The sequence below is a fragment of the Kribbella sp. CWNU-51 genome, assembly GCF_054073265.1.
This window is the reverse complement of record NZ_JBSXMZ010000004.1, coordinates 939596-962360: the sequence shown is the minus strand read 5'-3', so window position 1 is coordinate 962360 and position 22765 is coordinate 939596. Positions and strand designations below refer to the sequence as shown.

21 protein-coding genes are annotated in these 22765 nt (G+C 69.8%); 16 read left to right on the top strand and 5 right to left on the bottom strand.

Features of this window, described 5'->3' with window-relative positions; translation table 11 throughout:
* Positions 1–2: 2 nt before the first annotated feature.
* Both ACXC9Q_RS06680 and ACXC9Q_RS06675 read right to left on the bottom strand, forming a co-directional pair.
* Positions 3–788, bottom strand: a complete 786-nt coding sequence (locus ACXC9Q_RS06680) for an ABC transporter permease (RefSeq protein ID WP_457055579.1) — start codon at positions 786–788, stop codon at positions 3–5.
* Entirely contained in the window at positions 785–1495 is a 711-nt protein-coding gene (locus ACXC9Q_RS06675; RefSeq protein WP_457055770.1) for an ABC transporter ATP-binding protein, read from the bottom strand. Before ACXC9Q_RS06675 ends, ACXC9Q_RS06680 begins: the two co-directional genes overlap by 4 nt.
* 246 nt (positions 1496–1741) lie before the next feature.
* Between ACXC9Q_RS06675 and ACXC9Q_RS06670 the strand changes: the two genes are divergently transcribed.
* From ACXC9Q_RS06670 to ACXC9Q_RS06630, 9 genes are read left to right on the top strand one after another with little or no spacing between them, the layout of a single operon-like run.
* Positions 1742–2422, top strand: a complete 681-nt coding sequence (locus tag ACXC9Q_RS06670; RefSeq protein ID WP_405072244.1) for a helix-turn-helix transcriptional regulator — start codon at positions 1742–1744, stop codon at positions 2420–2422.
* Positions 2419–3831 carry a Fe-S cluster assembly protein SufB gene (gene sufB, locus ACXC9Q_RS06665; RefSeq protein WP_457055578.1) on the top strand — a complete coding sequence of 471 codons (1413 nt, stop codon included), beginning with the start codon at positions 2419–2421 and terminating at the stop codon, positions 3829–3831. The genes ACXC9Q_RS06670 and sufB overlap by 4 nt, the downstream gene beginning before the upstream one ends.
* A complete protein-coding gene (gene sufD / locus ACXC9Q_RS06660; RefSeq protein WP_457055577.1) occupies positions 3831–5033 on the top strand; it encodes a Fe-S cluster assembly protein SufD in 1203 nt (400 codons plus the stop codon). The genes sufB and sufD overlap by 1 nt, the downstream gene beginning before the upstream one ends.
* On the top strand, positions 5030–5368 hold the full coding sequence (locus ACXC9Q_RS06655; RefSeq protein WP_329478179.1) for a non-heme iron oxygenase ferredoxin subunit: 339 nt from the start codon (positions 5030–5032) through the stop codon (positions 5366–5368). Before sufD ends, ACXC9Q_RS06655 begins: the two co-directional genes overlap by 4 nt.
* A 21-nt stretch (positions 5369–5389) precedes the next feature.
* The gene (sufC, locus tag ACXC9Q_RS06650) at positions 5390–6151 is read left to right on the top strand and encodes a Fe-S cluster assembly ATPase SufC (protein ID WP_328521296.1); all 762 of its coding nucleotides are present in this window, start codon (positions 5390–5392) and stop codon (positions 6149–6151) included.
* The gene (locus tag ACXC9Q_RS06645) at positions 6148–7404 is read left to right on the top strand and encodes a cysteine desulfurase (protein ID WP_457055576.1); all 1257 of its coding nucleotides are present in this window, start codon (positions 6148–6150) and stop codon (positions 7402–7404) included. The genes sufC and ACXC9Q_RS06645 overlap by 4 nt, the downstream gene beginning before the upstream one ends.
* A 31-nt stretch (positions 7405–7435) precedes the next feature.
* Positions 7436–7894, top strand: a complete 459-nt coding sequence (sufU, locus tag ACXC9Q_RS06640) for a Fe-S cluster assembly sulfur transfer protein SufU (RefSeq protein ID WP_457055575.1) — start codon at positions 7436–7438, stop codon at positions 7892–7894.
* Positions 7887–8270 (top strand): metal-sulfur cluster assembly factor, encoded by a 384-nt coding sequence (locus tag ACXC9Q_RS06635; protein ID WP_457055574.1) that lies wholly within the window; start codon positions 7887–7889, stop codon positions 8268–8270. Before sufU ends, ACXC9Q_RS06635 begins: the two co-directional genes overlap by 8 nt.
* Positions 8267–8890 carry an acVLRF1 family peptidyl-tRNA hydrolase gene (locus ACXC9Q_RS06630; RefSeq protein WP_457055573.1) on the top strand — a complete coding sequence of 208 codons (624 nt, stop codon included), beginning with the start codon at positions 8267–8269 and terminating at the stop codon, positions 8888–8890. Before ACXC9Q_RS06635 ends, ACXC9Q_RS06630 begins: the two co-directional genes overlap by 4 nt.
* Here ACXC9Q_RS06630 and ACXC9Q_RS06625 read toward each other — a convergent pair.
* The 3 genes from ACXC9Q_RS06625 to ACXC9Q_RS06615 are packed head-to-tail and all read right to left on the bottom strand — an operon-like array spanning position 8872 to position 17045.
* Complete coding sequence (locus tag ACXC9Q_RS06625) at positions 8872–9432, bottom strand: hypothetical protein (protein ID WP_457055572.1); 561 nt, start codon at positions 9430–9432, stop codon at positions 8872–8874. The genes ACXC9Q_RS06630 and ACXC9Q_RS06625 overlap by 19 nt on opposite strands.
* Before the next feature lie 3 nt (positions 9433–9435).
* On the bottom strand, positions 9436–9966 hold the full coding sequence (locus tag ACXC9Q_RS06620) for a hypothetical protein (RefSeq protein ID WP_457055571.1): 531 nt from the start codon (positions 9964–9966) through the stop codon (positions 9436–9438).
* A gap of 26 nt (positions 9967–9992) precedes the next feature.
* Complete coding sequence (locus ACXC9Q_RS06615; RefSeq protein ID WP_457055570.1) at positions 9993–17045, bottom strand: hypothetical protein; 7053 nt, start codon at positions 17043–17045, stop codon at positions 9993–9995.
* A 144-nt stretch (positions 17046–17189) separates the two neighbouring features.
* Between ACXC9Q_RS06615 and ACXC9Q_RS06610 the strand changes: the two genes are divergently transcribed.
* The 7 genes from ACXC9Q_RS06610 to ACXC9Q_RS06580 all read left to right on the top strand — a co-directional run bounded on the left by ACXC9Q_RS06610 (position 17190) and on the right by ACXC9Q_RS06580 (position 22761).
* The gene (locus tag ACXC9Q_RS06610) at positions 17190–17651 is read left to right on the top strand and encodes a hypothetical protein (RefSeq protein ID WP_457055569.1); all 462 of its coding nucleotides are present in this window, start codon (positions 17190–17192) and stop codon (positions 17649–17651) included.
* 53 nt (positions 17652–17704) lie between these two features.
* On the top strand, positions 17705–18445 hold the full coding sequence (locus ACXC9Q_RS06605; protein ID WP_457055568.1) for a hypothetical protein: 741 nt from the start codon (positions 17705–17707) through the stop codon (positions 18443–18445).
* Positions 18445–19248 (top strand): hypothetical protein, encoded by an 804-nt coding sequence (locus tag ACXC9Q_RS06600; protein ID WP_457055567.1) that lies wholly within the window; start codon positions 18445–18447, stop codon positions 19246–19248. The genes ACXC9Q_RS06605 and ACXC9Q_RS06600 overlap by 1 nt, the downstream gene beginning before the upstream one ends.
* A 76-nt stretch (positions 19249–19324) precedes the next feature.
* Positions 19325–20635: a CpaF family protein gene (locus ACXC9Q_RS06595; protein WP_457055566.1), complete on the top strand. Its 1311-nt coding sequence runs from the start codon at positions 19325–19327 to the stop codon at positions 20633–20635.
* A 4-nt stretch (positions 20636–20639) separates the two neighbouring features.
* Positions 20640–21545 (top strand): type II secretion system F family protein, encoded by a 906-nt coding sequence (locus ACXC9Q_RS06590; RefSeq protein ID WP_457055565.1) that lies wholly within the window; start codon positions 20640–20642, stop codon positions 21543–21545.
* Positions 21542–22462 carry a type II secretion system F family protein gene (locus tag ACXC9Q_RS06585; protein WP_457055564.1) on the top strand — a complete coding sequence of 307 codons (921 nt, stop codon included), beginning with the start codon at positions 21542–21544 and terminating at the stop codon, positions 22460–22462. The genes ACXC9Q_RS06590 and ACXC9Q_RS06585 overlap by 4 nt, the downstream gene beginning before the upstream one ends.
* Before the next feature lie 80 nt (positions 22463–22542).
* Complete coding sequence (locus tag ACXC9Q_RS06580) at positions 22543–22761, top strand: hypothetical protein (RefSeq protein WP_328521282.1); 219 nt, start codon at positions 22543–22545, stop codon at positions 22759–22761.
* The last annotated feature ends 4 nt before the right edge of the window (positions 22762–22765 follow it).

The window sequence follows — 22765 nt, the reverse complement described above, 5'->3', positions numbered from 1 at the left end:
GGTCAGTCCCATCGGAAGGTTCGGGAGACCAGGTAACCCAGCACCCCGGCCCAGAGCGCGAGCGACAGCGCCGCAGCCCATGGGATCACACCTTCGACGGTCGAGTTCGCCAGCCCGTTGGCCAGGGCGGCACTCGGCAACAGACGTACGACGCCCTGCATGCCGGCCGGATACTCGTCGACCGGCGTGAAGATCGCGCCACCCACCAGCAACAGCAGGTACAGCAGGTTCGCCGCGGCCAGCGTGGCTTCGGCGCGCAGTACGCCGGCCATCAGCAGCCCGAGTGACGCGAAGGCCGCCGTACCGCACAGAACCGTCAGGATCACACCGAACACGGCGTCGAACCCGCCCGTCGGGTTCCAGCCGAGGGCGAAGCCGGTCCCGATCAGTACGGCGAGCTGGATCGCCTCGACCACCAGGACCGCGCCGATCTTCCCGGCCAGCAGACCGGTGCGGGACAGCGGGGAGGCGCCCAGCCGCTTGATCACGCCGTACCGCCGCTCGAAGCCGGTGCCGATCGCCAGTGAGGTGAAGGACGTCGAGAGCACCGCCAGCGCGAGCACCCGCGGCACCGCCTGGTCGATGGCCGGACCGTCGCCGAGCGGGAGTCGGTCACCGAGTTCGGTGCCGCCCAGCAGCAGGAGCAGGCCCAGCGGGATCACCAGGGCCAGCAACAACTGCTCGCCGTTGCGGATGAGCAGCTTGAACTCCATCCGCGCGTGCGCGAGCACCTTGCGGGGCCACGGAGCACCGCCCGGCCGCGGGGCGTAGGTCGCGGCGGTGCTCATGAGCCCTCCCGCTTCGGTGCCGTCAGCTCGAGGAAGACATCCTCGAGCGACTTCGTGTGATGTTCGGTGAGTGAGTCCGGCGTGCCGGACGCGATCACCTTGCCCGCGGACACGACGTGGACCTGGTCCGACAACTGCTCGGCCTCGTCCATCGCATGCGTCGTGAGTACGACGGTCACGCCGTCGTCCCGCAGATCGCGGATCAACTGCCAGATCTCGCGCCGTCCGTGCGGGTCCAGCCCGGTGGTCGGCTCGTCCAGGAACGCGATCTCCGGCCGCCCGACGATCGCGAGCGCGAGCGACAGCCGCTGCTTCTGCCCACCCGACAACCGCCGGTACGGCGTCCGCCCGCAGCTGCCCAGGTCGAGTCGCTCGGCCAGCGCGGGGATGTCCAGTGGATGGGTGTGCAGGGTGGCGACGTACCGGAGCATCTCGAGCGCGCGGACGCCGGACCAGGCGCCGCCCTCCTGGAGCATCACGCCGATCCGCGGCGTCAGCTCGTCGTGGTCGGCGATCGGATCCAGCCCGAGCACCCGGACGCGGCCGGAACTCGGCCGCCGGAAACCCTCACAGCTCTCGACGGTCGTGGTCTTGCCGGCGCCGTTGGGGCCGAGCACTGACGTCACCGTGCCGCCGGTTACGGTGAGACTGAGACCGTCGACCGCGGCCTTCTCGCCGTACCGCACGACGAGGTTGTCGATCTCCACCGCAACAGGCACGGAAGCAGTCTAGGACTGGGCTATCGCGCCTTCGGCCCGGGTTGGGGTAGTGGCGAGCGGCGTGACGCTGGTCACGGGAGGGCTCCGTCGCCTGCGGCGGGGAGCGAACCGGTTAGGTGAGCCTTATTTGAAGGGTCCGGGGAATTACGCGACACTGATGTTGTGAAAACTCCCGCGACCAATCCTGCGACGGGTGGCCCAGCGCCCTCCGGCGCCGGTGCTGTTGCCGGTGTCATGCGGGACGAGTCCACCCGGGACCGGGTCGCCCGCTCGATCCTGACCCACGGTCCGTCCAGCGCCGCGGTGCTCGCCGAGCGCCTGGAGCTGACCCCGGCGGCAGTCCGCCGGCACCTCGACCACCTGCTCGACGAGGGCCTGGTCGAATCCCGCGAGGAGCGTGTCTACGGCCCGCGTGGCCGCGGTCGCCCCGCGAAGGTCTTCGTGCTGACCGACACCGGCCGGCACGCGTTCCACCAGGCGTACGACGACCTGGCGGCCACCGCGATGCGGTTCATCGCCGAAGCCGGCGGTGAGCAGGCGGTCGCGGAGTTCGCCCGGCGCCGGGTCGCCGAGGTGGAGCAGAAATACCGCGAGCTGGTCGACGCCGCTCCGGAGAGTGACAAGACCGAGGCGCTGGCCCGGGCGCTGACAGCGGACGGGTACGCCGCCTCCACGGCGGAGGCCGGGCACGGCGCCCAGCTCTGCCAGCACCACTGCCCGGTCGCGCACGTGGCCGAGCAGTTCCCCCAGTTGTGCGAGGCCGAGACCGAGGTGTTCTCCCGGTTGCTCGGCAAGCACGTCCAGAGATTGGCCACCATCGCCCACGGCGACGGTGTCTGCACCACACATATCCCCGGCCCCCAGCCGGCTACTGCCCCTGTATCCGACGGCGAATCTGCGAGGACTGCACGATGACGCAAACCGCTCACCCTGAGCTCGAAGGGCTCGGCACGTACAAGTTCGGCTGGTCCGACAGTGACGCCGCCGGTTCCGTCGCGAAGCGGGGCCTCAGTACGGACGTGGTGCGGGGCATCTCGACGCTGAAGAACGAGCCGGAGTGGATGCTGGACCTGCGGCTGAAGGGCCTGAAGCTCTTCGACCGCAAGCCGATGCCGTCGTGGGGTGCCGACCTGTCCGGGATCGACTTCGACAACATCAAGTACTTCGTCCGCTCCACGGAGAAGCAGGCCACCAGCTGGGAAGAGCTGCCCGAGGACATCAAGAACACCTACGACAGGCTCGGCATCCCCGAGGCGGAGAAGCAGCGCCTGGTCGCCGGTGTCGCGGCGCAGTACGAGTCCGAGGTCGTCTACCACCAGATCCGCGAGGACCTGGAAGCCCAGGGCGTCATCTTCCTGGACACCGACACCGGCCTGCGCGAGCACCCGGAGATCTTCAAGGAGTACTTCGGCTCGGTCATCCCGGTCGGCGACAACAAGTTCGCCTCGCTGAACACGGCGGTCTGGTCCGGCGGCTCGTTCATCTACGTGCCCAAGGGCGTCAAGGTGGACATCCCGCTGCAGGCCTACTTCCGGATCAACACCGAGAACATGGGCCAGTTCGAGCGGACCCTGATCATCGTCGACGAGGACGCCTACGTGCACTACGTCGAGGGCTGTACGGCGCCGATCTACAAGTCGGACTCGTTGCACTCGGCGGTGGTCGAGATCATCGTGAAGAAGGGCGCCCGCTGCCGCTACACGACGATCCAGAACTGGTCGAACAACGTCTACAACCTGGTCACCAAGCGCGCCACCTGCGAAGAGGGCGCGACGATGGAGTGGATCGACGGCAACATCGGCTCCAAGGTGACGATGAAGTACCCGGCCGTCTACCTGATGGGTGAGCACGCCAAGGGCGAGACCCTGTCGGTCGCGTTCGCGGGCGAGGGCCAGCACCAGGACGCCGGCTCCAAGATGGTGCACAACGCGCCGTACACGTCCAGCTCGATCATCTCGAAGTCGGTGGCCCGCGGCGGCGGCCGGACGTCGTACCGCGGCCTCGTCGAGGTCGCGCCGGGCAGCCACCACAGCAAGTCCACGGTGCGCTGTGACGCGCTGCTGATCGACACGATCAGCCGTTCGGACACCTACCCGTACGTCGACGTCCGCGAGGACGACGTGGCGATGGGGCACGAGGCGACCGTGTCCAAGGTCAGCGACGACCAGCTCTTCTACCTGATGAGCCGGGGCATGGCCGAGGACGAGGCGATGGCGATGATCGTCCGCGGCTTCATCGAGCCGATCGCCCGCGAGCTCCCGATGGAGTACGCGCTGGAACTCAACCGGCTCATCGAGCTGCAGATGGAAGGGGCCGTCGGCTGATGTCCGCCGCTGAAACCCTGGTCGCCACCGGCAACCGGGCGCACTCCCACGGGCCGGGCTCCCCGGTCCCGTTGCAGGCCCGCAGTGAGCGGCCGACGTCGTACGACGTGGCCGACTTCGCGGTGCCGAACGGTCGCGAGGAGGAGTGGCGCTTCACCCCGGTCAAGCAGCTCAAGGCACTGTTCGACGACGCGGCCGGCAGCGAGACCCCGAAGATCGACGCGAGCGGACCCGAGGGCGTCGTGTTCGAGACGGTGGCCGCCGACTCGCTGCAGGTCGGCAAGCCGCAGGACCGGTCGGCCGCCATCGCCTGGAACCAGGCCGGCCAGGCGTTCGCGGTGCGGATCCCGGTCGAGGCCGAGCTGACCGAGCCGGTGCACGTGAACGTCGCGAGCCTCGGTGCGCGCGGCTTCACCCACCTGATCGTCGAAGCCGGCCGGCACAGCCGCGCGATCGTGATCATCGATCACACCGGCGCGGGTGAGCTCGGCAGCAACGTCGAGATCGTCACCGGCGACGGCGCCCAGCTGCGCGTGGTCAGCATCCAGCAGGGCGACCACGAGTCGATCCACCTGGCCCAGCACGACGCGCTGGTCGGCCGGGACGCGAAGCTCCACCACGTCGTCGTCACCCTCGGCGGCAAGATCGTCCGGATCGCCACCAACGTCCGGTACGCCGGGCCTGGCGGCGACGCGGAACTCCTCGGCGTGTACTTCGCCGAGTCGGGCCAGCACCACGAGAACCGGCTCTTCGTCGACCACGAGGCCGCCAACTGCAAGAGCAACGTGATCTACAAGGGCGCGCTGGCCGGTGACCACGCCCGCTCGGTGTGGATCGGCGACGTCCTGATCCGCGCCGCGGCCGAGGGCACCAACACCTTCGAGCTGAACCGGAACCTGGTCCTGACCGACGGCGCCCGCGCCGACTCGGTGCCGAACCTGGAGATCGAGACCGGTGAGATCGAGGGCGCCGGCCACGCGTCGGCGACCGGCCGGTTCGACGACGAGCAGCTGTTCTACCTGCAGGCCCGCGGCATCCCCGAGGACGCGGCCCGGCGGCTGGTGGTGTCCGGCTTCTTCAACGACATCATCGGCAAGATCGGCGTTCCCGAGGTCACCGAGCACCTGCACGACGTGATCGAGGAGAAGCTGGCGCGGGCCGCGGAGTTGAGCGCATCGGCCGAGGCGGTCGTCGGGCAGTGAGCGACAGCTTCGAGCGCGCCTGCGCCGCCGCCGACGTACCGGATGAAGGAGTCATCCCGGTCGAGGTCGGCGGCGTCGAGGTCGCGGTGGTGAAGAGCGAGGGACAGTTCTTCGCGGTGCGGGACGAGTGCTCGCACGCGCAGATCCAGCTGTCCGAGGGCGATGTCGGCGAGTGCGAGATCGAATGCTGGCTGCACGGCTCCCGCTTCGACCTGCGCACCGGCGAGCCGACCAGCCTGCCGGCGTACGACCCAGTGCCGGTGTATCCGGTCCGGCTGGACGGCGACGACGTACTCGTCGACGTGAAGAACCCCCTGAACCAGGCATCCCTGTAAAGCGACGGAGATAGAAACCTCATGGCGACACTCGAGATCCGCGACCTGCACGTGTCGGTCGACACCGAGAGCGGCCCGAAGCAGATCCTGCGCGGCGTCAACCTGACCATCAGCGGTGGTCAGACGCACGCGATCATGGGCCCGAACGGTTCCGGCAAGTCCACGCTGGCGTACTCGATCGCCGGCCACCCGAAGTACAACATCACCAGCGGCACCGTCACCCTCGATGGCGAGGACGTCCTCGCCATGAAGGTCGACGAGCGCGCCCGGGCCGGCCTGTTCCTGGCGATGCAGTACCCGGTCGAGGTGCCGGGGGTGTCGGTGGCGAACTTCCTGCGGACGGCGAAGACCGCGATCGACGGCGAGGCGCCGAAGCTGCGCACCTGGGTCAAGGACGTCAACAAGGCGCTCGCCGACCTGGACATGGACGCCGACTTCGGTACCCGCAACGTCAACGAGGGCTTCTCCGGTGGTGAGAAGAAGCGGCACGAGATCGTCCAGCTCGAGCTGCTCGACCCGAAGATCGCGATCCTCGACGAGACCGACTCCGGCCTCGACATCGACGCGCTGAAGATCGTCTCCACCGGCGTCAACCGGTTCGCGGAGAAGGGTGACAAGGGTGTCCTGCTGATCACCCACTACACGCGGATCCTGCGCTACATCAAGCCGGACTTCGTGCACGTGTTCGTCGACGGCCGGGTCGCCGAAGAGGGCGGACCGGAGCTGGCCGAGGAGCTCGAGGCGAACGGCTACGAGCGGTTCCTGAAGGCAGGCGCGAAGTGACCACCGCCCGGACGTTCAGCAGTCCCCTGGACCTGCAGTCGGTCCGGGCGGACTTCCCGATCCTGTCCCGCGAGCTCGCGGGCGGTTTCCCGCTGGTCTACCTGGACTCGGCCAACTCGTCGCAGAAGCCGCGGCAGGTGGTGCAGGTGATGGAGGACCACTACCTCAAGCACAACGCGAACGTCGCCCGGGCGATGCACCAGCTCGGTGCTGAGGCGACCGCGGCGTACGAAGGTGGCCGGGACAAGGTCGCGGCCTTCATCGGCGCGCCGTCGCGGGACGAGATCGTGTTCACCAAGAACGCGTCCGAGGCACTCAACCTGGCCGCCCACACTCTCGGTGCCGGGCTGAAGCCGGGCGATGTCGTCGTCGTCTCCGAGATGGAGCACCACAGCAACATCGTCCCGTGGCAGCTCGCGTGCGAGCGGACCGGCGCGACGCTGAAGTGGTTCGGTGTCACCGAGGAGGGCCGGCTCGACCTCAGCAACATCGACGAGCTGCTCACTCCGCAGACCAAGGTCGTTGCACTGACCTGGGTGTCGAACGCGCTCGGCACGATCAACCCGATCACCGACATCGCCGCCAAGGCGCACGCGGTTGGCGCGACCGTGGTGGTGGACGCGTCGCAGGCGGTGCCGCAGTTCCCGGTCGACGTCTCGACGCTCGGCGCCGACCTGCTGGCCTTCACCGGCCACAAGGTCGTCGGCCCGACCGGCATCGGCGTGCTCTGGGGACGGTACGACCTGCTCGCCGCACTGCCGCCGTTCCTTGGTGGCGGTGAGATGATCGAGGTCGTGCGGATGACGGGTTCGACGTACGCCGCTCCGCCGGCCCGGTTCGAGGCCGGTACGCCGCCGATCGCGCAGGCGGTCGGACTCGGCGCGGCGGTCGACTACCTGTCCGGGATCGGGATGGACAAGATCGCGGCGCACGAGCACGCGATCGTCGAGTACGCGCTCGAGGGGCTGCAGACGGTCCCGGGCGTGACGATCCTCGGGCCGACCGACGCGGCCGACCACGGCGGCGCGATCAGCTTCGAGGTCGAGGGCGTTCATCCGCACGACGTGGCGACCGTGCTGGACACCCGCGGGATCGCGGTACGGGCCGGGCACCACTGTGCGCGGCCGGTGCACGAGCGGTTCGGCGTCCAGTCCTCGACGCGGGCGTCGTTCTACCTCTACACGACTCCGGAGGAGATCGAGGCGCTGGTCGACGGCCTCGGCTTCGTCCGCTCCTTCTTCAAGCGTGCTTGACATCAGATACAGCAAGGTGGCCTGACTTTCCATGCAGCTGGACGCGCTGTACCAGGAGATCATCCTGGACCACTACCGCAGCCCGCACCACGCGGGACTGGCGGACCCGTACGACGTGGAGGTGCACCACGTGAACCCGTCCTGCGGGGACGAGGTCACGCTCCGGGTCGAGCTCGACGGCGACACCGTGAAGGGTGTGACGCACCAGAGTGTCGGCTGTTCGATCAGCCAGGCGGCGACATCGGTGATGTCGGATCTCGTCATCGGCAAACCGGTCGCCGAGGGCATGGCGACGTACGAGAAGTTCCTCGAACTGATGCAGAGCCGGGGGAATGCCGAACCGGACGAAGAGGTTCTGGAGGACGGCGTCGCGTTCGCGGGCGTCGCGCAGTTCCCGGCCCGGATCAAGTGTGCGCTGCTGGGCTGGTCGGCCTGGCGGGACGCCACCGCCCAGGCCCTGGCCCGGAAAGAAGGAGTGAGCAATGCCTGACCAGACCGACGAGAAGATCGAGCTGCCCGAGGTCGACCTGGCCGCGGCGGCTCAGCCCGGCACGAGCCCAGCCGAGGTCGAGGACGTGACCGAGGCGTTGAAGGACGTCGTCGACCCCGAGCTCGGCATCAATGTGGTAGACCTCGGCCTGATCTACGGCATCACCGTCGACGACACCAGTACGGCGATCATCGACATGACGCTGACGTCCGCGGCCTGCCCGCTGACCGACGTGATCGAGGACCAGACCCGGATGGCGCTCGACGGTCTGGTGAACGACTTCCGGATCAACTGGGTCTGGATGCCGCCGTGGGGCCCGGAGAAGATCACTGACGACGGCCGCGACCAGCTCAGGGCGCTCGGCTTCAACGTGTGAGCCGCATCGTTGCGGTGGCGCCGGAGCGGCTGGACAGGTGGCTGGCCGGCTTCGGAGACCGCCACGGCGAGGTCTCGTACGACGTGACGCCGACGAGCGTCACGGTCTCCGCGAAAGACGGCTCGCTTGCGGTCGTGACCGTGCCGTTCGCGCCGCTGAGTGAGCTCACTCGCGCGGGGTTGATCGCGCACGTGCTCGGCGACCATCGGCTCGGTGTGCTGCTGGTGCGACGGGGTGGTTACGGCGCCGGAGTGTTTGCCGGCGGCAAGCTTCTCGACTCCAAGGTCGGCTCGCGGCACGTGCAGGGGACGACCAAGGCCGGCGGCTGGTCGCAGCAGCGGTACGCGCGGCGCCGCGACAACCAGGCGCGGGAAGCCTTCGCGGCCGCGACCGAGGTCGCCGTACGCATCCTGGCCCCGGCGAAGCTGGACGCGCTGGTGTGTGGGGGAGACCGGCGCGCCATCGACACCGTGCTCGAGGATCCACGGTTGAAGGACCTGCCCGGACTGGTGCGGCCGCCGTTCCTCGGCGTACCGGATCCGAAGCAGAAGGTGCTCGAGCAGGCCGGTGTGGACGCCCGGGCGATCCGGATCGAGGTGACTCAGGAGGATCCGTCGTAGAGCGCGCGGAAGTCCTCCAGCGTTCCCCGGCAGTACTCCAGATCGTCTTCCAGCTTGGCGCGCGTCACCAGGTGCCGGTTCTCCGCCCGGGCCTGGCGCCCGAACTCCGACCACACTGCCGCGTCCGGCGCCTCATTGGCCCCCTCGGGCACGAACTTGAGCGCCTCGCGGACCGCGTCCGCCGCAAACTCCCAGTTGAGTTCGACGACGGTGCGATCCTGGTCGGGCGCGCCGGTGTAGGCCATATCGGCCTCCAGCGCCCGCCGCGCGAAGGTCGCGGCCACCACGGCCCACTGCGCCGCGTCGATCAGTTGGGAGACGCCGAGGCCGAACCGGGCGCCGACTGTCCGGGACGCGTTCTCGGAGTCGAACGGGATGAGCAGTTCACCGGCCGTCGACCGGAGCGTCCAGCCGTCCGCTCCTTCGAGCAGGTTCTCCCCGGGCTGCAGCGGGGCGGGCTCGCTCGCCGGCACCTCCAGATCCGCCGCCGTCGTCAGGCTGACGTAGATCTGCGCCTCGGCCAGGGTCCTTGCGGTCAGCATCGGTTATCTCGCTCCTGTCTCTCGGACCAGATCGCGGTACGTGTCGCGGACCACCAGCAGCCGGTCCAGCCGGAACCGGCCCGGCTCCGCGTCGCGAACCGCCCGGCCTTCGGGCGTCCAGAACTCGTCCTCCGGTACGGCGTCCTGCCCGGCCGGCACGAACTTGATCACCTCGTCCACGGCGGCCCGCGCGACGGCCAGCACCCTACCCGCCTCCACCGGCTTCGTGGGGACCGCCATGGCCGCGCGATCGGCGACCTCCATCCACTGACCCGCGTCCAGCAGCTCCGACGGTTCAGGCCCGCCGAACGTCGGCCACCCGGCGGCGCCGGTCTCCCGGTCCGGCAGACCGAACAGGTACTCGCGTTCGGCGTCGCAGCCGGGGCAGATCCCCGCGTAGCTGGTCACGAGCTCACCGTCCACGTCGGCCAGCCCGTGCTCCCAGGGCGTTTCGGTCGAACCGCAGTCAGGGCAGGGGTGCAGCTCGAGGTAGAGCTGCGCCTCGTCCCTCGTGCGCGCTACGGCGAACTCCATATGCTGCTTCTCCTCGTCTCGCCCGGTCACGGCCCGGCCAGAATCGGGCCGCCGCCGGCGGTCTGTGTCATGGCCCGGCCGGCCGCTGCGCCGTCAGTCGTCGGCCTCGCGCCGTGGCCCGGCGTCGGCGGGTTCTCGAGCTTGGCCGAGGAGTAGGTGAGTCCCTTCAGCATGGCTTTCGGCACACCGTGCTCCTCGAGGGCGGCCGCGACCTGGGTGCTGAAGTTGCTCCCCGGCTCCGAAGTGTTGAACAGCTCCCGCAGGTCGACGCGACCCTCGGCCATCATCACCAGGTTCCGGTCGAGGGTGGCGAAGGCGGTGGCGAATCCACCGTCGCTCCCGCCGTCCATCGTCCCGTCCGGGAACGCCTGGTAGAGCCGCTCGTTGCCGTTGCGATCCGTGACCGAGAGCACCACCGTGGACTCCTCGGCGATCGCCTTCTCGATCGCAGCCCGCAGCGGCCGGTACGGCTGGTGCACAGGCTTGCCCGAGGCGCCCTGTCCCCACTCCGACGCGCGCAGGTCCGGTTTGCCGAGCTTCTTCGGCACGGCCCGCAGCCGGGATCCGCCCAGCGAGACCTCTCCGCCGGACTCCAACTGGCGCAGTCCCTCGAGGTATTCGTGGTACTGCATCCGTACGTAGAACTCGGCCCGGCCGGCGTCCTTCAACTGCGTGGTCCGTTTGGCCGCCGGCGTGCCCCGGCCCTTGTCGGTCAACCGGTCAATGGTGGCCCTGTACTCGACCGGCACGCGGACCGTGACGATGTCTCCGTTCCGGAAGGCGGTGGCCTCGCGCCGGGTGCCCCAGGAGTTCGAGGACTGCTGCTTGACCTGGTCGCCGACCGACCCGGTCACGGAGACGATGCCGCCGCCGGCGCCACCGGTCGCGGTGAGCGGCAGCGCGTTGGTCCCGGTGGTCGAAGACGTGCCCTGGTCCTGTCGGCGCCGGACCGTCCCACTCTGACCGGGCGCCGGTCCGGTGACGAGCTGCCAGCCGACCGGCTTCGCGTAGATGCGAACGCCGACCGTGGTCCGGCCGTTGCCACCGGTCGCCATCGGCTCCAGCCGGAGACCCCCCGGGCTGGTCAGCTCCTCGAGGTTGGCCTCCATAGCGGTGGGTTGCAGCTGAATCCCGATCGACGTTTCGTACTGCGCCAAGCCTCCGGCCCCGAGAACGTCGCGCCTGCCGAGGTGACCGGTGAGCCGGTGGTACAGCTCGTCGGTGACGGCCGCGCCTTTGCGGAACGGCAGCATCGTCTCGGCCGCGGCGCCCTCAGGCATTTCGACGGAGCGATGCTCGGGGTGGAACTCTTCACCACTGTGCTGAGCGACGACCGCCGGCGGATCGCCGACGACGCCAGTGGGCACGAGAGCCGTCAACTCGGCCCGCAACTGGCGGGGCCGCGCGGTCAAGGTCTGCGCCGCCGGAGCCGTGCGGTTGAGCCGCCACCGCACGCTCGACGGCGCGGCTGCGCCGGCGTTCTGGATGCGCCGGACCTCGGTGGTGAACACCATCGTGCGGTAGAGCGGTGTCTGCTCGAAGTCCCCCGTCCGGGCGAGTGTCGTGTTCTGCTCGGAACTGCCGGCGGTGACCTGCCGGACCCTGTCGGTGCTGACACCTCCGGACAGCGAGCCGTCCGCACCGTCCTCGCCGTTGACCCCCACGCTGCCGGAGTACGTCGTGGTATGGCTGATCGACCGGCTCTTCCCGAAGTATTTGTACTTCTGGATGAAGCCCAGCGCCGCGGCCTTGGCCAGCTCGGGGGTGCCGTCGACGGTCGGTTCGCCCTCGAACTCGGCCTTGACCGTGATGAGCAGGAGGTCGGGCCGGTCCTGGCCCTCGACCGGAACCTCGATCGGTGTGGTGTACCCGCGTGGGCCAAGCATGTTCTCCAGCTGGCCCTGGTAACTGTCCTCGGACAGGTCTACGTCCAGCATCGGTGCGAGCAGTTTGTCGGACGCGAGCAGCCCAGGCGCGACCTCCTCGAGCTGCGCTTTGATCTGGGGGAGCAGATCGACGTCCTGGTCGGCGTCTCCGTCCACTTTGATCATGTACAGCTGACTCGACGCCAGGCTCGCCTCATACTGCTCCGAGAGGCCGACAACACGCCGGCTCTCGGCCAGCGCCTGGACCTTGACCAGTGACTCCCGGAGGCGTTCTTCGGCTGTCGGGGCGGTGGACTCCGCGACGCCGGTCCGGTCCAGGACCTTCGCGTTCAGGCGTTCTGCGGTGTGCTCGGATGCCAGGCCTGTGGTCGCGCCGGCCTGCTCCTGCTTGTAGCGGCGGACGAAGCCGGCCGCGACCCGCTTCGGGATCTCGACCTTCCCGGTCAGGTACCGCTCGGCCACGTCGGCTGCGATCGCCGGTGGCAGATCGAACTTCTGGCCGGCGTAGAGCTCGAGCGCCTCGTACTCGGGAATCGTCTTCTGCACCAGGGCGTCCTGTAGCGGCACAGTCTGGACGACCTTGCCGTCGTGCATGATCTCGGCCACCATCCGGTGCCGCTCGATCAGCTCGTAGTGGACGCCGTTGTTGACCCGCAGCCGCTCCTCGCCGGTGGTCTGGCTGGTCCCGGTCGACTGCGACGTACCGCCGACCCGGCCGGCGCCCAGCGCGCCGCTGACCGCGGGTTCGCCCGGAGTGACCGCCCCGCCGCTGCCATCGACCGACACCCCACCCGACGTCGAGGTGCCGGAGGTGTGGCCCACGTCGTTCATCGTGAAGTTGATGTTCGCGGTGTTCTGGTCGTTCATCGCGGCGAACGTCTGGCTGACCGGCGTGCTGCGGATCACCACCTTGTATTCCCGCGGCAGCAGCGTCCGGTCGGCCACGGCCTGCGCCGGGTTCGCCGGCGGCGGCGTGATGACCAACGGCAGCTCGTACCTGCCCTTGGTGATCCACTCCGTGTTGGAGACCAAACTCTCCGAGGACAGGGCGGCGTGCAGTTGCAGATAGCCGGTGGTGTCCGCGCGGATGGCATCCACCTCGGCGAACAACCGGTCGGCCGGTTCGCCGGCGTCGACCGCCACCGGAATCGACCGGCTGACGGCTTCGGCGTGCGGCGGCTTCGGGTCCGTGGCGAATACCGGCGCCTCGGCCCTCGCCAGCGAGCTGTCGTACGGCAGCACCATGCTGCCCTGGACATCGGCCAGCGGTTCGGAGTCGCCGTGGTCGGTCATCTCGGTGACGGTGATCCGGATGCCCTGACGGACCAGGTCGACTTCGGCGGTGCTCTCGTTCAGCGTGACCCGGTTCACCCGGCGGCCGAGGGTCCAGCTGAAGCTCCGCCCCAGCGCGCTCCGGCTCAGCTTCAGGCCGAGCCGCCCGGCCAGCCCCGACTGTCCTTCGGCCGGTCCGTTGCTGAGGCCGACACCAGCGGAGACCGGTACCGACTTCGATCGGCCGGAGATCTGCTGGCTGGCGCGGGAGCTGATGCCGAGCCGGGCGATGAACCTGGACGCAGTGGTGCCGACCGGGGTGATGTCGTCGAAGTCCTGCGTGACGGACAGCCGGAACAGGCGGGTCCGCGGCGCGTGGCCGGTGCGGTGCTCGACCAGCGGGATCACCAGTCCGGACTGGCAGGCCGTGTTCATACCCGCCACGAGCCGGTAGTCGGTGATGTCCTGGATCACGCGGTCGTAGTTCGCCAACTGGGCGGCCGTCGGCTCGCCATGCAGCGGCGGCACCAGGCCCAGCTCGCGCAACCTCGCCAGAGCTTGGTCCCGGGCCTCGTCGACGCCCGTGACCTCGTCGGGAAGGGACTTGCCGGTACCGCGCAGCTGATTCTCACCGCGTCCGTGCCAGGGTGGCATGGTCAGCCGTGCGGTGGGCGGCTCGGGATCGCCGACCAGCAGTGCGCGGCCGTCCGGGCCCGTCCGGATGGTGCCGTCGTCCTCACGCAGTACTGCGTCCTTGCCGGCCGGAGCGCCCGCCCGCAGCAGCCGGTTCGGCGTGAGCCGCACCTTCGCCTCACAGGTCGCCGTGACGACGACGGGCTTCGCCCGGGGATCGCTGATCTTGCGCAGCGTCGCCGTCACTTCGACGTCGACGAGGGCACCCTGGGTCGCGGACATGTCGCGATCGACCACCGGTGTGATCGCCGTCGTACTCACGCTCTGCCCGCCCTGCCGCGAGACGTTCCGCCCGACCGACACGCTCGGCGAAAGGTCCGCGGTCGAGGACCCGAGGTCGCTCAGGCCGGTCGGGCTCGGCAGGTAGCCGGGCACCGGCTGCGCGGGATCGAGCGGCTTGCCCGGATAGGCCAGGCTGGCCGAACCCGTCAGCGAGGCGCTGGAGATCCGGCTCGCGTTGACGCCGGCGAAGTCGACCTGGACCTTCTCCTGGCCCATCTCCGCACTGGGCTCACCGACGAGCCTGGCCGTGCGCCAGACCGGCTTGGCCTCCAGGGTGAGCTCGTACTCCGATCCACCGCCGACCGGGATCGTCCGGCCGAGGCCGCCCTCGGTGCCCTGCTCGGCCAGCAGACGGAGCGGGTCTTTGCTGACGAACTGGCTGATCTGGTCGTGCCCGACTCGATCGATCGGCCCGAGCTGCTCGCGGGCCTCGGCGACGAGGCGGGAGTTGAGGTCTCCCAGGCCGCGGATGCGGTTGACAGTGAGCCGCGGGGTCTCCTCGGTGCACTCGTCGGCCAGGCCGAGCTGCTCCAGCGTGACGGTCTCGGTCGGCGCCGGCACCGTGTACGGGCTGGGCACCCAGGTCAGCTGCTCACCGGCGTCGACGGTCTCGACCGGCGACCACGGCTCGGTGGCCGCGCCGCGGACCTCGATCTCGTACTCGCCGAGCCACCTGTAGGGGATCGACTCGCCCTTGAAGACGTCGACCCAGCCGAGCTGGGCATGCGCGGTCGCGCCGGCGGTCACGGCCTCGGTCGTGCCGGTGGTCGCCTCGACCTTGGGAACGATCACCTGCGACACCTCGCCTACCACACTGCCCGGCGGAGCCAGCGCCAGGAGCGGCTGCAGGTTGACGCCGTAGGTGACACTCGAGGAGTGGGTGGCGGTGATGGCGTTGCTCTGGCCGCCTTCGCCGAGGGTGCCGGACATCTGCTCGGCGAGGGTGTAGTCGAGACCCGTCACCTCGCTCAGATCACGGGCCTTCATCCGGACGCGGACCTGGGCGATCTTGGTGACGTCGTCGTCGGGGTCGCCGTCGACGGTGAAGACCAGGCCTTCGGAGAACAGCAGCCGGTAGTCGGCCATCGGCGCCGGGATCGGGCCGTGGTCGGCGATCCGCCGGCCGCTGCCGCTCCGGGACAGCATCTCGTTGATCTTGCCGACCGGTAGGCGCAACCGCTCGTCGGTCGGCACACCTGTCTCCAGGTGGTCGACCGGCAACGCTTGGCGCAGGCTCGCCTCGTAGACGTCACTCCGCCCGGCCGCCTCCCGGGCCAGCTCGGCGATCCGTCCCGGCTGCTGGTCCGGGTTGTCGAGCTCAGCGAGCAGGGTCTGGTAGCCGGCCAGCGCCCGGCCTGCGTCGGTGGCCGCCAGGTGGTAGGCATGCGCCATCGTCACGTGGCGCCGCCCCTTGCTGAAGGCGATCTCCGCGTCAACCCGCAGGCGGCGGGCCCGCTCGGGTGCGCCGATGTCCTGCAGCAGGTCCTCGGCCACAGCCTGGTCCAGCTTCGAGGTCGCGTCGTCGGCCGCGTCCGCGGCACTTGCCGTCTTGCCCTCGGCTTTGGTCTCGAGGTCGGCAGCGGCTGCTTCCAGCGCCGCGATCTGTTCGGTGACCTGCTGGCGAAGATGTCCCGCGGTGTTCGGCCCAGGAGTGGCCGCGGCGGCTTCGCGCTCGGCGATGAGGCCGCCGGCAGTCGCAGCGGGGGAGTAGGTCGAGTCGTTGGCCCAGGGGCGCTGGGGCCGCGCACCGCTCCTGCGCTCGATGGCCGTGGCCAGGCCCTCGAGGTCGCGCTCGAGGTCCTGGACGCTCAGCGGCCCGTTCGGACGGCCTTCGCGGGCGGATTGCCAGTCCCTGGACAGCTTCCGGTAAACCGCCAGGTCGGCGTTGATCCGGTGGTCGCGCCGTTCGTGCCTGAAGGCCGCACGGAGTCTGCCGAGGATGCCGGACGGCCGGTCGGCCCGCGCTGCCTCCTGTTGCTGGGTCATCTGGCTGAGCTGGTGGACCCAGACATCGCCGTACTGCTCGGGGGACAGCCCGGGGTCGATCTTCAGGACATGCGGGTCGGTCGCCGTACCCGAGCGGATCCGCCCCTGCGCGACCAGACCACGGACAGCCGTCCGGATCTCGACCCGGAAGTACTGCGGCTCGTGGCTCGTGGTCGTCGTGACGACCGCCATCCGGGACTGGGCATCGGTGGTTGGCGGGCTGGTGACGGACGACCCGAGGTCGGCCGCACCGAGTCGCGTCAGCGCCGCCAGTGCGGCCGATTCGCGCTCGTGCGGGTCTGCCGCCGAGTCGCCGGCGGCGAGACCGGTGCCGGGGATCTCCCGGGTCAGCGTCTGACGCATCGGCGCGCGGCGATGTTTCACGCCGGCCTGTGCGCCGCGACGCCTGCCACGCGGCGCTGACGGGGCGGGGTGACTTGTCGCGGCGAGCGCTGCGGCGTCGTGGCTGATCCGCTGGGAGGCCGAGACGATCTCAGTAGCCACCGCCACCTTCGCCGCACCCGGCAGGGCAGCCAGACGCGCAGCGGCGTCGGCGGAGTCCCTGGCCGCCAGCCGCAGCGCGAGGCGGAGCATCGCCTCGCCTTCGGTCCGGCGCGATTGGTCCAGTCCGGGAACCTGCAGCAGCCGGTCGAGGGCATCCGCGGCACCGGTCTCGGGTGACTCGCCCCGGACCCGGGCCACCTCCGCGCCCAGGACGGCGACCGCCTCGGCGAGCATCCGGTCGTCACTGGCCCGATCGGTCGCCCGGCGGCTGAGCTGCTCTTCCAGTGCGCGGACGATGGGGCCCGGCAGGACGTCGCGCCGACTGGTCAACCAGACCCGGCCGTCCCGCAATGGCACTGCCTTCGGCCAGACGTAACCCAGGGCGGTCCCGATCGCTGTTCGCGCGCGGGTGACCGACTCAGGGGCGGCTGTCGTGGGTGTCGTCAGCCGAACCACCCCCTTGCGTTCGTGCCTCGGTGCTCACCAGTTGTCACCAAGACCTTGGTTCGGGAATTTAGCAAACTTTCGGTTACTCGCCAGCTACTCGGAACACCCGAACTGTTAACGATTTACGCCCCGTCGGCCCCTAGGATCACGCGCATGGACGACCGGCTGGGTTCATCGGAGTGGAGCGTGCCCGAGGCGCGGAACGTGGTGGCCCAGTTGCGGCACGTCGCGGCCGAAGGCCCGGAGTACGACGGTGTCGAGCTCTTCCTCGCTCTGTGTGACTATCTCGACGAGCTCCACGGCGAGGCCGGATTCGACCGGGTGTTCACCGGGTCGGAGCGGTCCGCGCTGGCCGGCGCGGTACGCCGGGTGCACGGGCGGAGCGCCGTACCGGATCGGGACGGGGAGCGGCTGGTCCAGCCGGTGAACGCGGCCGTCACGCTGACCGAGGGGCGGGCTCTCGCGGCCGAGCTGGAAAGCGCTGACGCATGGCAGCGCGAGCTGGGACGAGCACTGCACGGGCTGTACAGCTATCTAGACCAGTTGTACGGCGGACCGGGCGCCTTCACCGACCTGCTGACGACCGCGGAACGGGACCGGGTCGCGAGCCGATAACGGCACCGACCTGACGGCCCGGATGGCACCTCGCTGCCACTACGGTAGGGCGCGTGAGTCTCTCGTCCTCCACGCGTACACCCTCCCAAGGCACCCGCGGAGCGGGCCGATCGGCGGGCGGTGGCGCGACCCGCCTCCCGAGCAGCCGGGAGCGCCGTCCGGCCCTGGCCGCGCTCGCGGTCATCCTGATCCTGCTCGGCGCCGCCGGGTCCGCCCTGATCGCGCTGAACAGCGGCAACCGGTCCGACTTCGTCGCGATCGCGCCCGACAAGCTCGCGCCCGGCCACCGGATCGAGCCCAAGGACCTGTCCCGTGGCGACCTCGCCGGTGCGACCGGCGGCCTGATCCCGTGGTCGGAGGCGACGAAGTACCTCGGCCGCTACACCACGACCTGGCTGTACAAGGACCAGTTCGTCACGCCGGACAACTTCACCAAGGACGGCGCCAAGCCCATCCCGGCGGACGGTGCGCTGGTCGGTGTCAGCCTCGAGGCGGGCCGGGCGCCGTCGGACGGACTCGACGTCGGCGACATGGTGTCGGTGATCCGGGTCCCCGCGGCCACCGGGGACTCGGGGATCCCGACCACGCTGGTCAAGGCCGCCGAGGTCACCTCGACCGCGGGTGCAGTCACCGACCCGAAGACGAGCGCCAGCACGACCTTGAACGTGACAGTGCTGATCCCGACCGACCAGGCGATGCCGGTGGCCGCTGCCGCCGCGGCCAAGACCCTGGTGCTGGTGAAGCTCGCGCCGGGGACCAAGCCCGACGTCTCGCGGACCGACGGGACCAATTGATGGCACTGGTGGCATTGGCGAGCGCGAAGGGCTCGCCCGGGGTGACGACTGCCAGTCTCGTCTTCGGCGCGCTCTGGCCGCGGCAGGTGCTGCTGGCCGAGTGCGACCCGGCCGGCAGCGACGTGGCGATCCGGATGACCGCACCGGGTGGTGCGGCGCTCAACTCCGATCGTGGCCTGGTCAGCCTGGCCGCCGCGAGCCGGAAGGGCTTGGGCGACGAGGTGATCCTCGCGCACAGCCAGCAGCTCGACGGTGGTCTCGACGTACTGCTCGGCGTCCGTTCACCAGAGCAGGTCGGTGGCATGGGCGGTCTGTGGCATCCGCTCGGCGTCTCGTTCAACCAGATGCAGAACGGCGACGTACTGGCCGACTGTGGCCGGATCGGTGCGTCGTCGCCGCAGCTTCCTGTCATCCAGTCCGCGCGGCTCGTCGTACTCGTGTGTACGGCGACTGGATCGTCGGTCGCGCACCTGCGAGAGCGACTGTCCTCACTGGTGCACCATGTCGACGCACAGCTCGGCGTGGTCGTGGTGGCCGACCCGAAGCGGCGCGACGGGGTCAAGCAGGTGTGGAGCGTGCTGGACGCGATGTCCGTGCCCGTTCGGCACCGGTGGCATCTGGCGTACGACCCGGCCGGTGCGGCGTTCTTCGACGGGCGGGGTCACGGCCGGCTCGACAAGACGCCGCTGATCCGGTCCGCGACCGACATCACGGCGGAGATGGCCGCACTCGTCGCGGCGCCACCGCAGCAGGACTTCGACATGGCCCAGGCCGCCTTCCCGCCGCAGGGGGATTGGCAGTGAGCGAGCGGAGCGAGGTCACCATCAAGCACAGTGCGCCTCGTGTCTCATCGGCGCCCGGAGCGCAGCGAGGACGCCGATGAGCGCTGATCAGGAGCTGGTCCGCAAACTGCGGGTCCAGGTCGCCGAGCGGCTGAACGAACAACGCCGCCGCGACCAGGTGAACGGCGTACCGCCGATGAGCGCGGAGGACGAGCGCGAGTACGCCCGTTCGCTGATCGTCCAGGTGCTCGAGGACCACGCCCGCTACGAACTGGCCGAGGGCCGGACTCCGCCGACTCCGGACGACGACGCGCAGATCGCCGGCGCGATCCACTCGGCGCTGTTCGGCGTCGGCCGGCTGCAGCCGCTGATCGACGATCCCGAGGTCGAGAACATCGACATCAACGGCTGCGACCAGGTCTTCGTCCAGTACGGCGACGGCCGCGAGGAGATGCTGGGAGCGGTCGCCGAGAGCGATGACGAGCTGGTCGAGCTGATCCAGGTGCTGGCCGCCCACGCCGGCCTGACCAGCCGGCCGTTCGACTCCGCCAACCCGCAGCTCGACCTGCGGCTGCCCGACGGCTCCCGGCTGTCGGCGGTCATGGGCGTCACGTCGCGTCCCGCGGTGTCCATCCGGCGCGCGCGACTTGGCCGGGTGTTCCTTCGCGACCTGGTGGCCAACGGCACCATGTCCGACGACGTCGGCTCGTTCCTGCGGGCCGCGGTCGCCGCGCGGAAGAACATCATGATCGCGGGCGCGACGAACTCCGGGAAGACGACGCTGCTACGGGCGCTGGCCAACGAGATCGGCCCGTCCGAGCGGCTGATCACGGTCGAGCGGTCGCTCGAGCTGGGCCTCGGCGAGTTCAAGGACCTGCACCCGAACGTGGTCGCGTTCGAGGAACGGCTGCCGAACTCCGAAGGCGTCGGCGAGGTCAGCATGGCCGACCTGGTCCGCCGCTCGCTGCGGATGAACCCCTCGCGGGTGATCGTGGGTGAAGTGCTGGGCGACGAGATCGTGACGATGCTGAACGCGATGAGCCAGGGCAACGACGGCTCGCTCTCGACGATCCACTCGAACAGCTCGATGGAGGTGTTCAACCGGATCAGCACCTACGCGATCCAGGCGACGGAGCGGCTGCCGATGGACGCCACCCAGATGCTGATCGCGGGCGCGCTGGACTTCGTCGTGTTCGTCCGCAAGCACAACGACTACGAGCACGGCGGCGGCCTGAGCCGGTACGTCGAGAGTGTCCGCGAGGTGACCGGCTGGGACGGCCGGGTGCTGTCCGGCGAGGTGTTCGCACTCGGACCCGACGGCCGGGCCGCGGCGCACGCGCCGATCGCCTGCATGGACGAGCTCGAGCACTACGGGTACCAGCCCCTCGTACACGGAACGTGGGCGTGACGCGATGAACGACAAGACGCTGCTCGCCCTGCTCTGCGGTGCGGTCGTCGGCGGCGCCGTACTGCTGCTGATCATCGCGATCCGCGGCACCGAGCCGCGAGAGGAGACCCCCTCGGTGTTCCGCCGGGGCAACGCCGAGAGCCGGAAGAACCTGATCCGGTTCGGCGTCGGGATCGGTGTCGGTCTCATCGTCCTGGTCGTGACCCGCTGGCTGGTCCTGGCCGTGGCCCTCGGCCTGTTGGCGGCGATGGCAGACCGCTTCTTCGGCGGCACCGGCGAGGAACGCCGCGCGATCGAGCGGCTGGACGCACTGGCCACCTGGACCGAGGCGCTGCGCGACACGATCGCCGGCGCGGTCGGCCTGGAGCAGGCGATCCCGGCGACCGCGGTGAACGCGGCCCCGGCGATCAAGCCCGGCCTGAACCTGCTGGTCGACCGGCTGCGCATCCGCGAACCGTTGCCCTCGGCATTGATGCGGTTCGCCGACGACCTGAACGACCCGTCCGCCGACCTGATCGTCGCGGCTCTCGTACTCAACGCCCGGCTGCGTGGACCCGGTCTGCGCGAAGTGCTCAGCGCCCTGGCGGACTCGGCCCGCGAGGAGCTCGACGTACGGCGGAAGGTCGCGGCGGAACGCCGATCGACGCGGCGCAGCGTGCAGGTGGTGGTCGCGATCACGCTGGTGATGGCGGCCGGACTCGTGCTGTTCAACCCGACGTACATGCAGCCGTACACGAGCTTCATCGGGCAGGTCGTGCTGGCCGTCGTGATCGCTCTGTATGCGCTCGGGCTGATCTGGTTGCGCCGGCTCGCCAAGATCGAGGTGCCCGAGCGGTTCCTGATCAGGAGCGACAACGCCCAACGGGGCAACCGGCCCGGCGACCAGCGGATGGAGGTGGTGGGCGGATGACGTGGGCCTTCATCGCCGGCGGTCTCGTCGGCCTCGGCGTGTACCTGGTGGTCCGGGTGTTCATCAAGCCGGCGACCAACGTGCTGTCCACCATCGCCCGGATCGACGCCGGCCGTGGTGGGTACACCAGTGGCGCGACGACCAGTGCGGCCGGCGAGCGGGTGCTCGGCGGCGTGGACCGGGCCCGCGAGACGTTCGGGCGGCGGCTGGAGCTCGAGGCGAACGCTCGCGGCTGGGCGTTCGGGAAGCTCCGCCGCGACCTCGCGGTGATGAACCAGCCGTTCGCGGCGATGCTTGCGACCAAGGTGTTCTTCGCGCTCGGGGCAATGATCTTCATCCCGCTCGTGCTGTTCCTGTTCGGGGCGATCGGCCTCAGTGCCCCCGGCGCCAGCCCGGCGATCGTGACGCTGGCCGCGATGGCCCTGGCGTTCTTCCTGCCTGACCTGGCGTTGCGGCAAGAGGCCGAGAAGCGGCGCCGCGACTTCCGGCACGTGGTCGGCAGCTTCCTCGACCTGGTCGCGATGAACCTGGCCGGCGGTCGTGGCCTGCCCGAGGCACTCATGACCGCGTCCACCATCGGCGACCACTGGGCGATGGCCCGGATCCGGCAGGCCCTCGCGAACGCGCGGCTGATCGGCATCACACCGTGGGACGCGATGGCCCGCCTCGGCGAGGATCTCGGCGTCGAGGAACTGCGCGACCTCGCGTCCGCGCTCGCGCTGGCCGGTGACGAGGGCGCGAAGATCCGCGCATCGCTGCTGGCGCGGGCCGCCTCGCTGCGACGCAAGGAGTTGGCCGACGTGGAAGGCAAGGCGGGTGAACGCTCCCAGTCGATGCTGGTCGCGCAGCTCGTCATGATCGCGGCGTTCTTCCTGTTCCTGGCCTTTCCGGCCGGCGCGGCGATCCTCGGGAGCTAGTGGGATCCAACGGACGAAGTTGTCCGTCGTAGAGGGCATACTGAGGCCTGCTTCGGCCTCACGATTCGGAAGGCTAACGGATGATCTCGGAACTACAGTTCTGGCGGGCGATGGCTGGTTACGCGATGGCGCGTGCCCACGCTCAACGAGCCCGGGCACGCCAGGGCCGGACCGATCTCGGTGCCTCCGCCCTGGAATGGGCGATCATCTCGGCGATCCTGGTCGCCGCCGCGCTGGCGATCGGCGTGGTCGTCAAGCGCGTCATCACCAAGCGGACCGGCGAGATCGACCAAGGCTGACCCG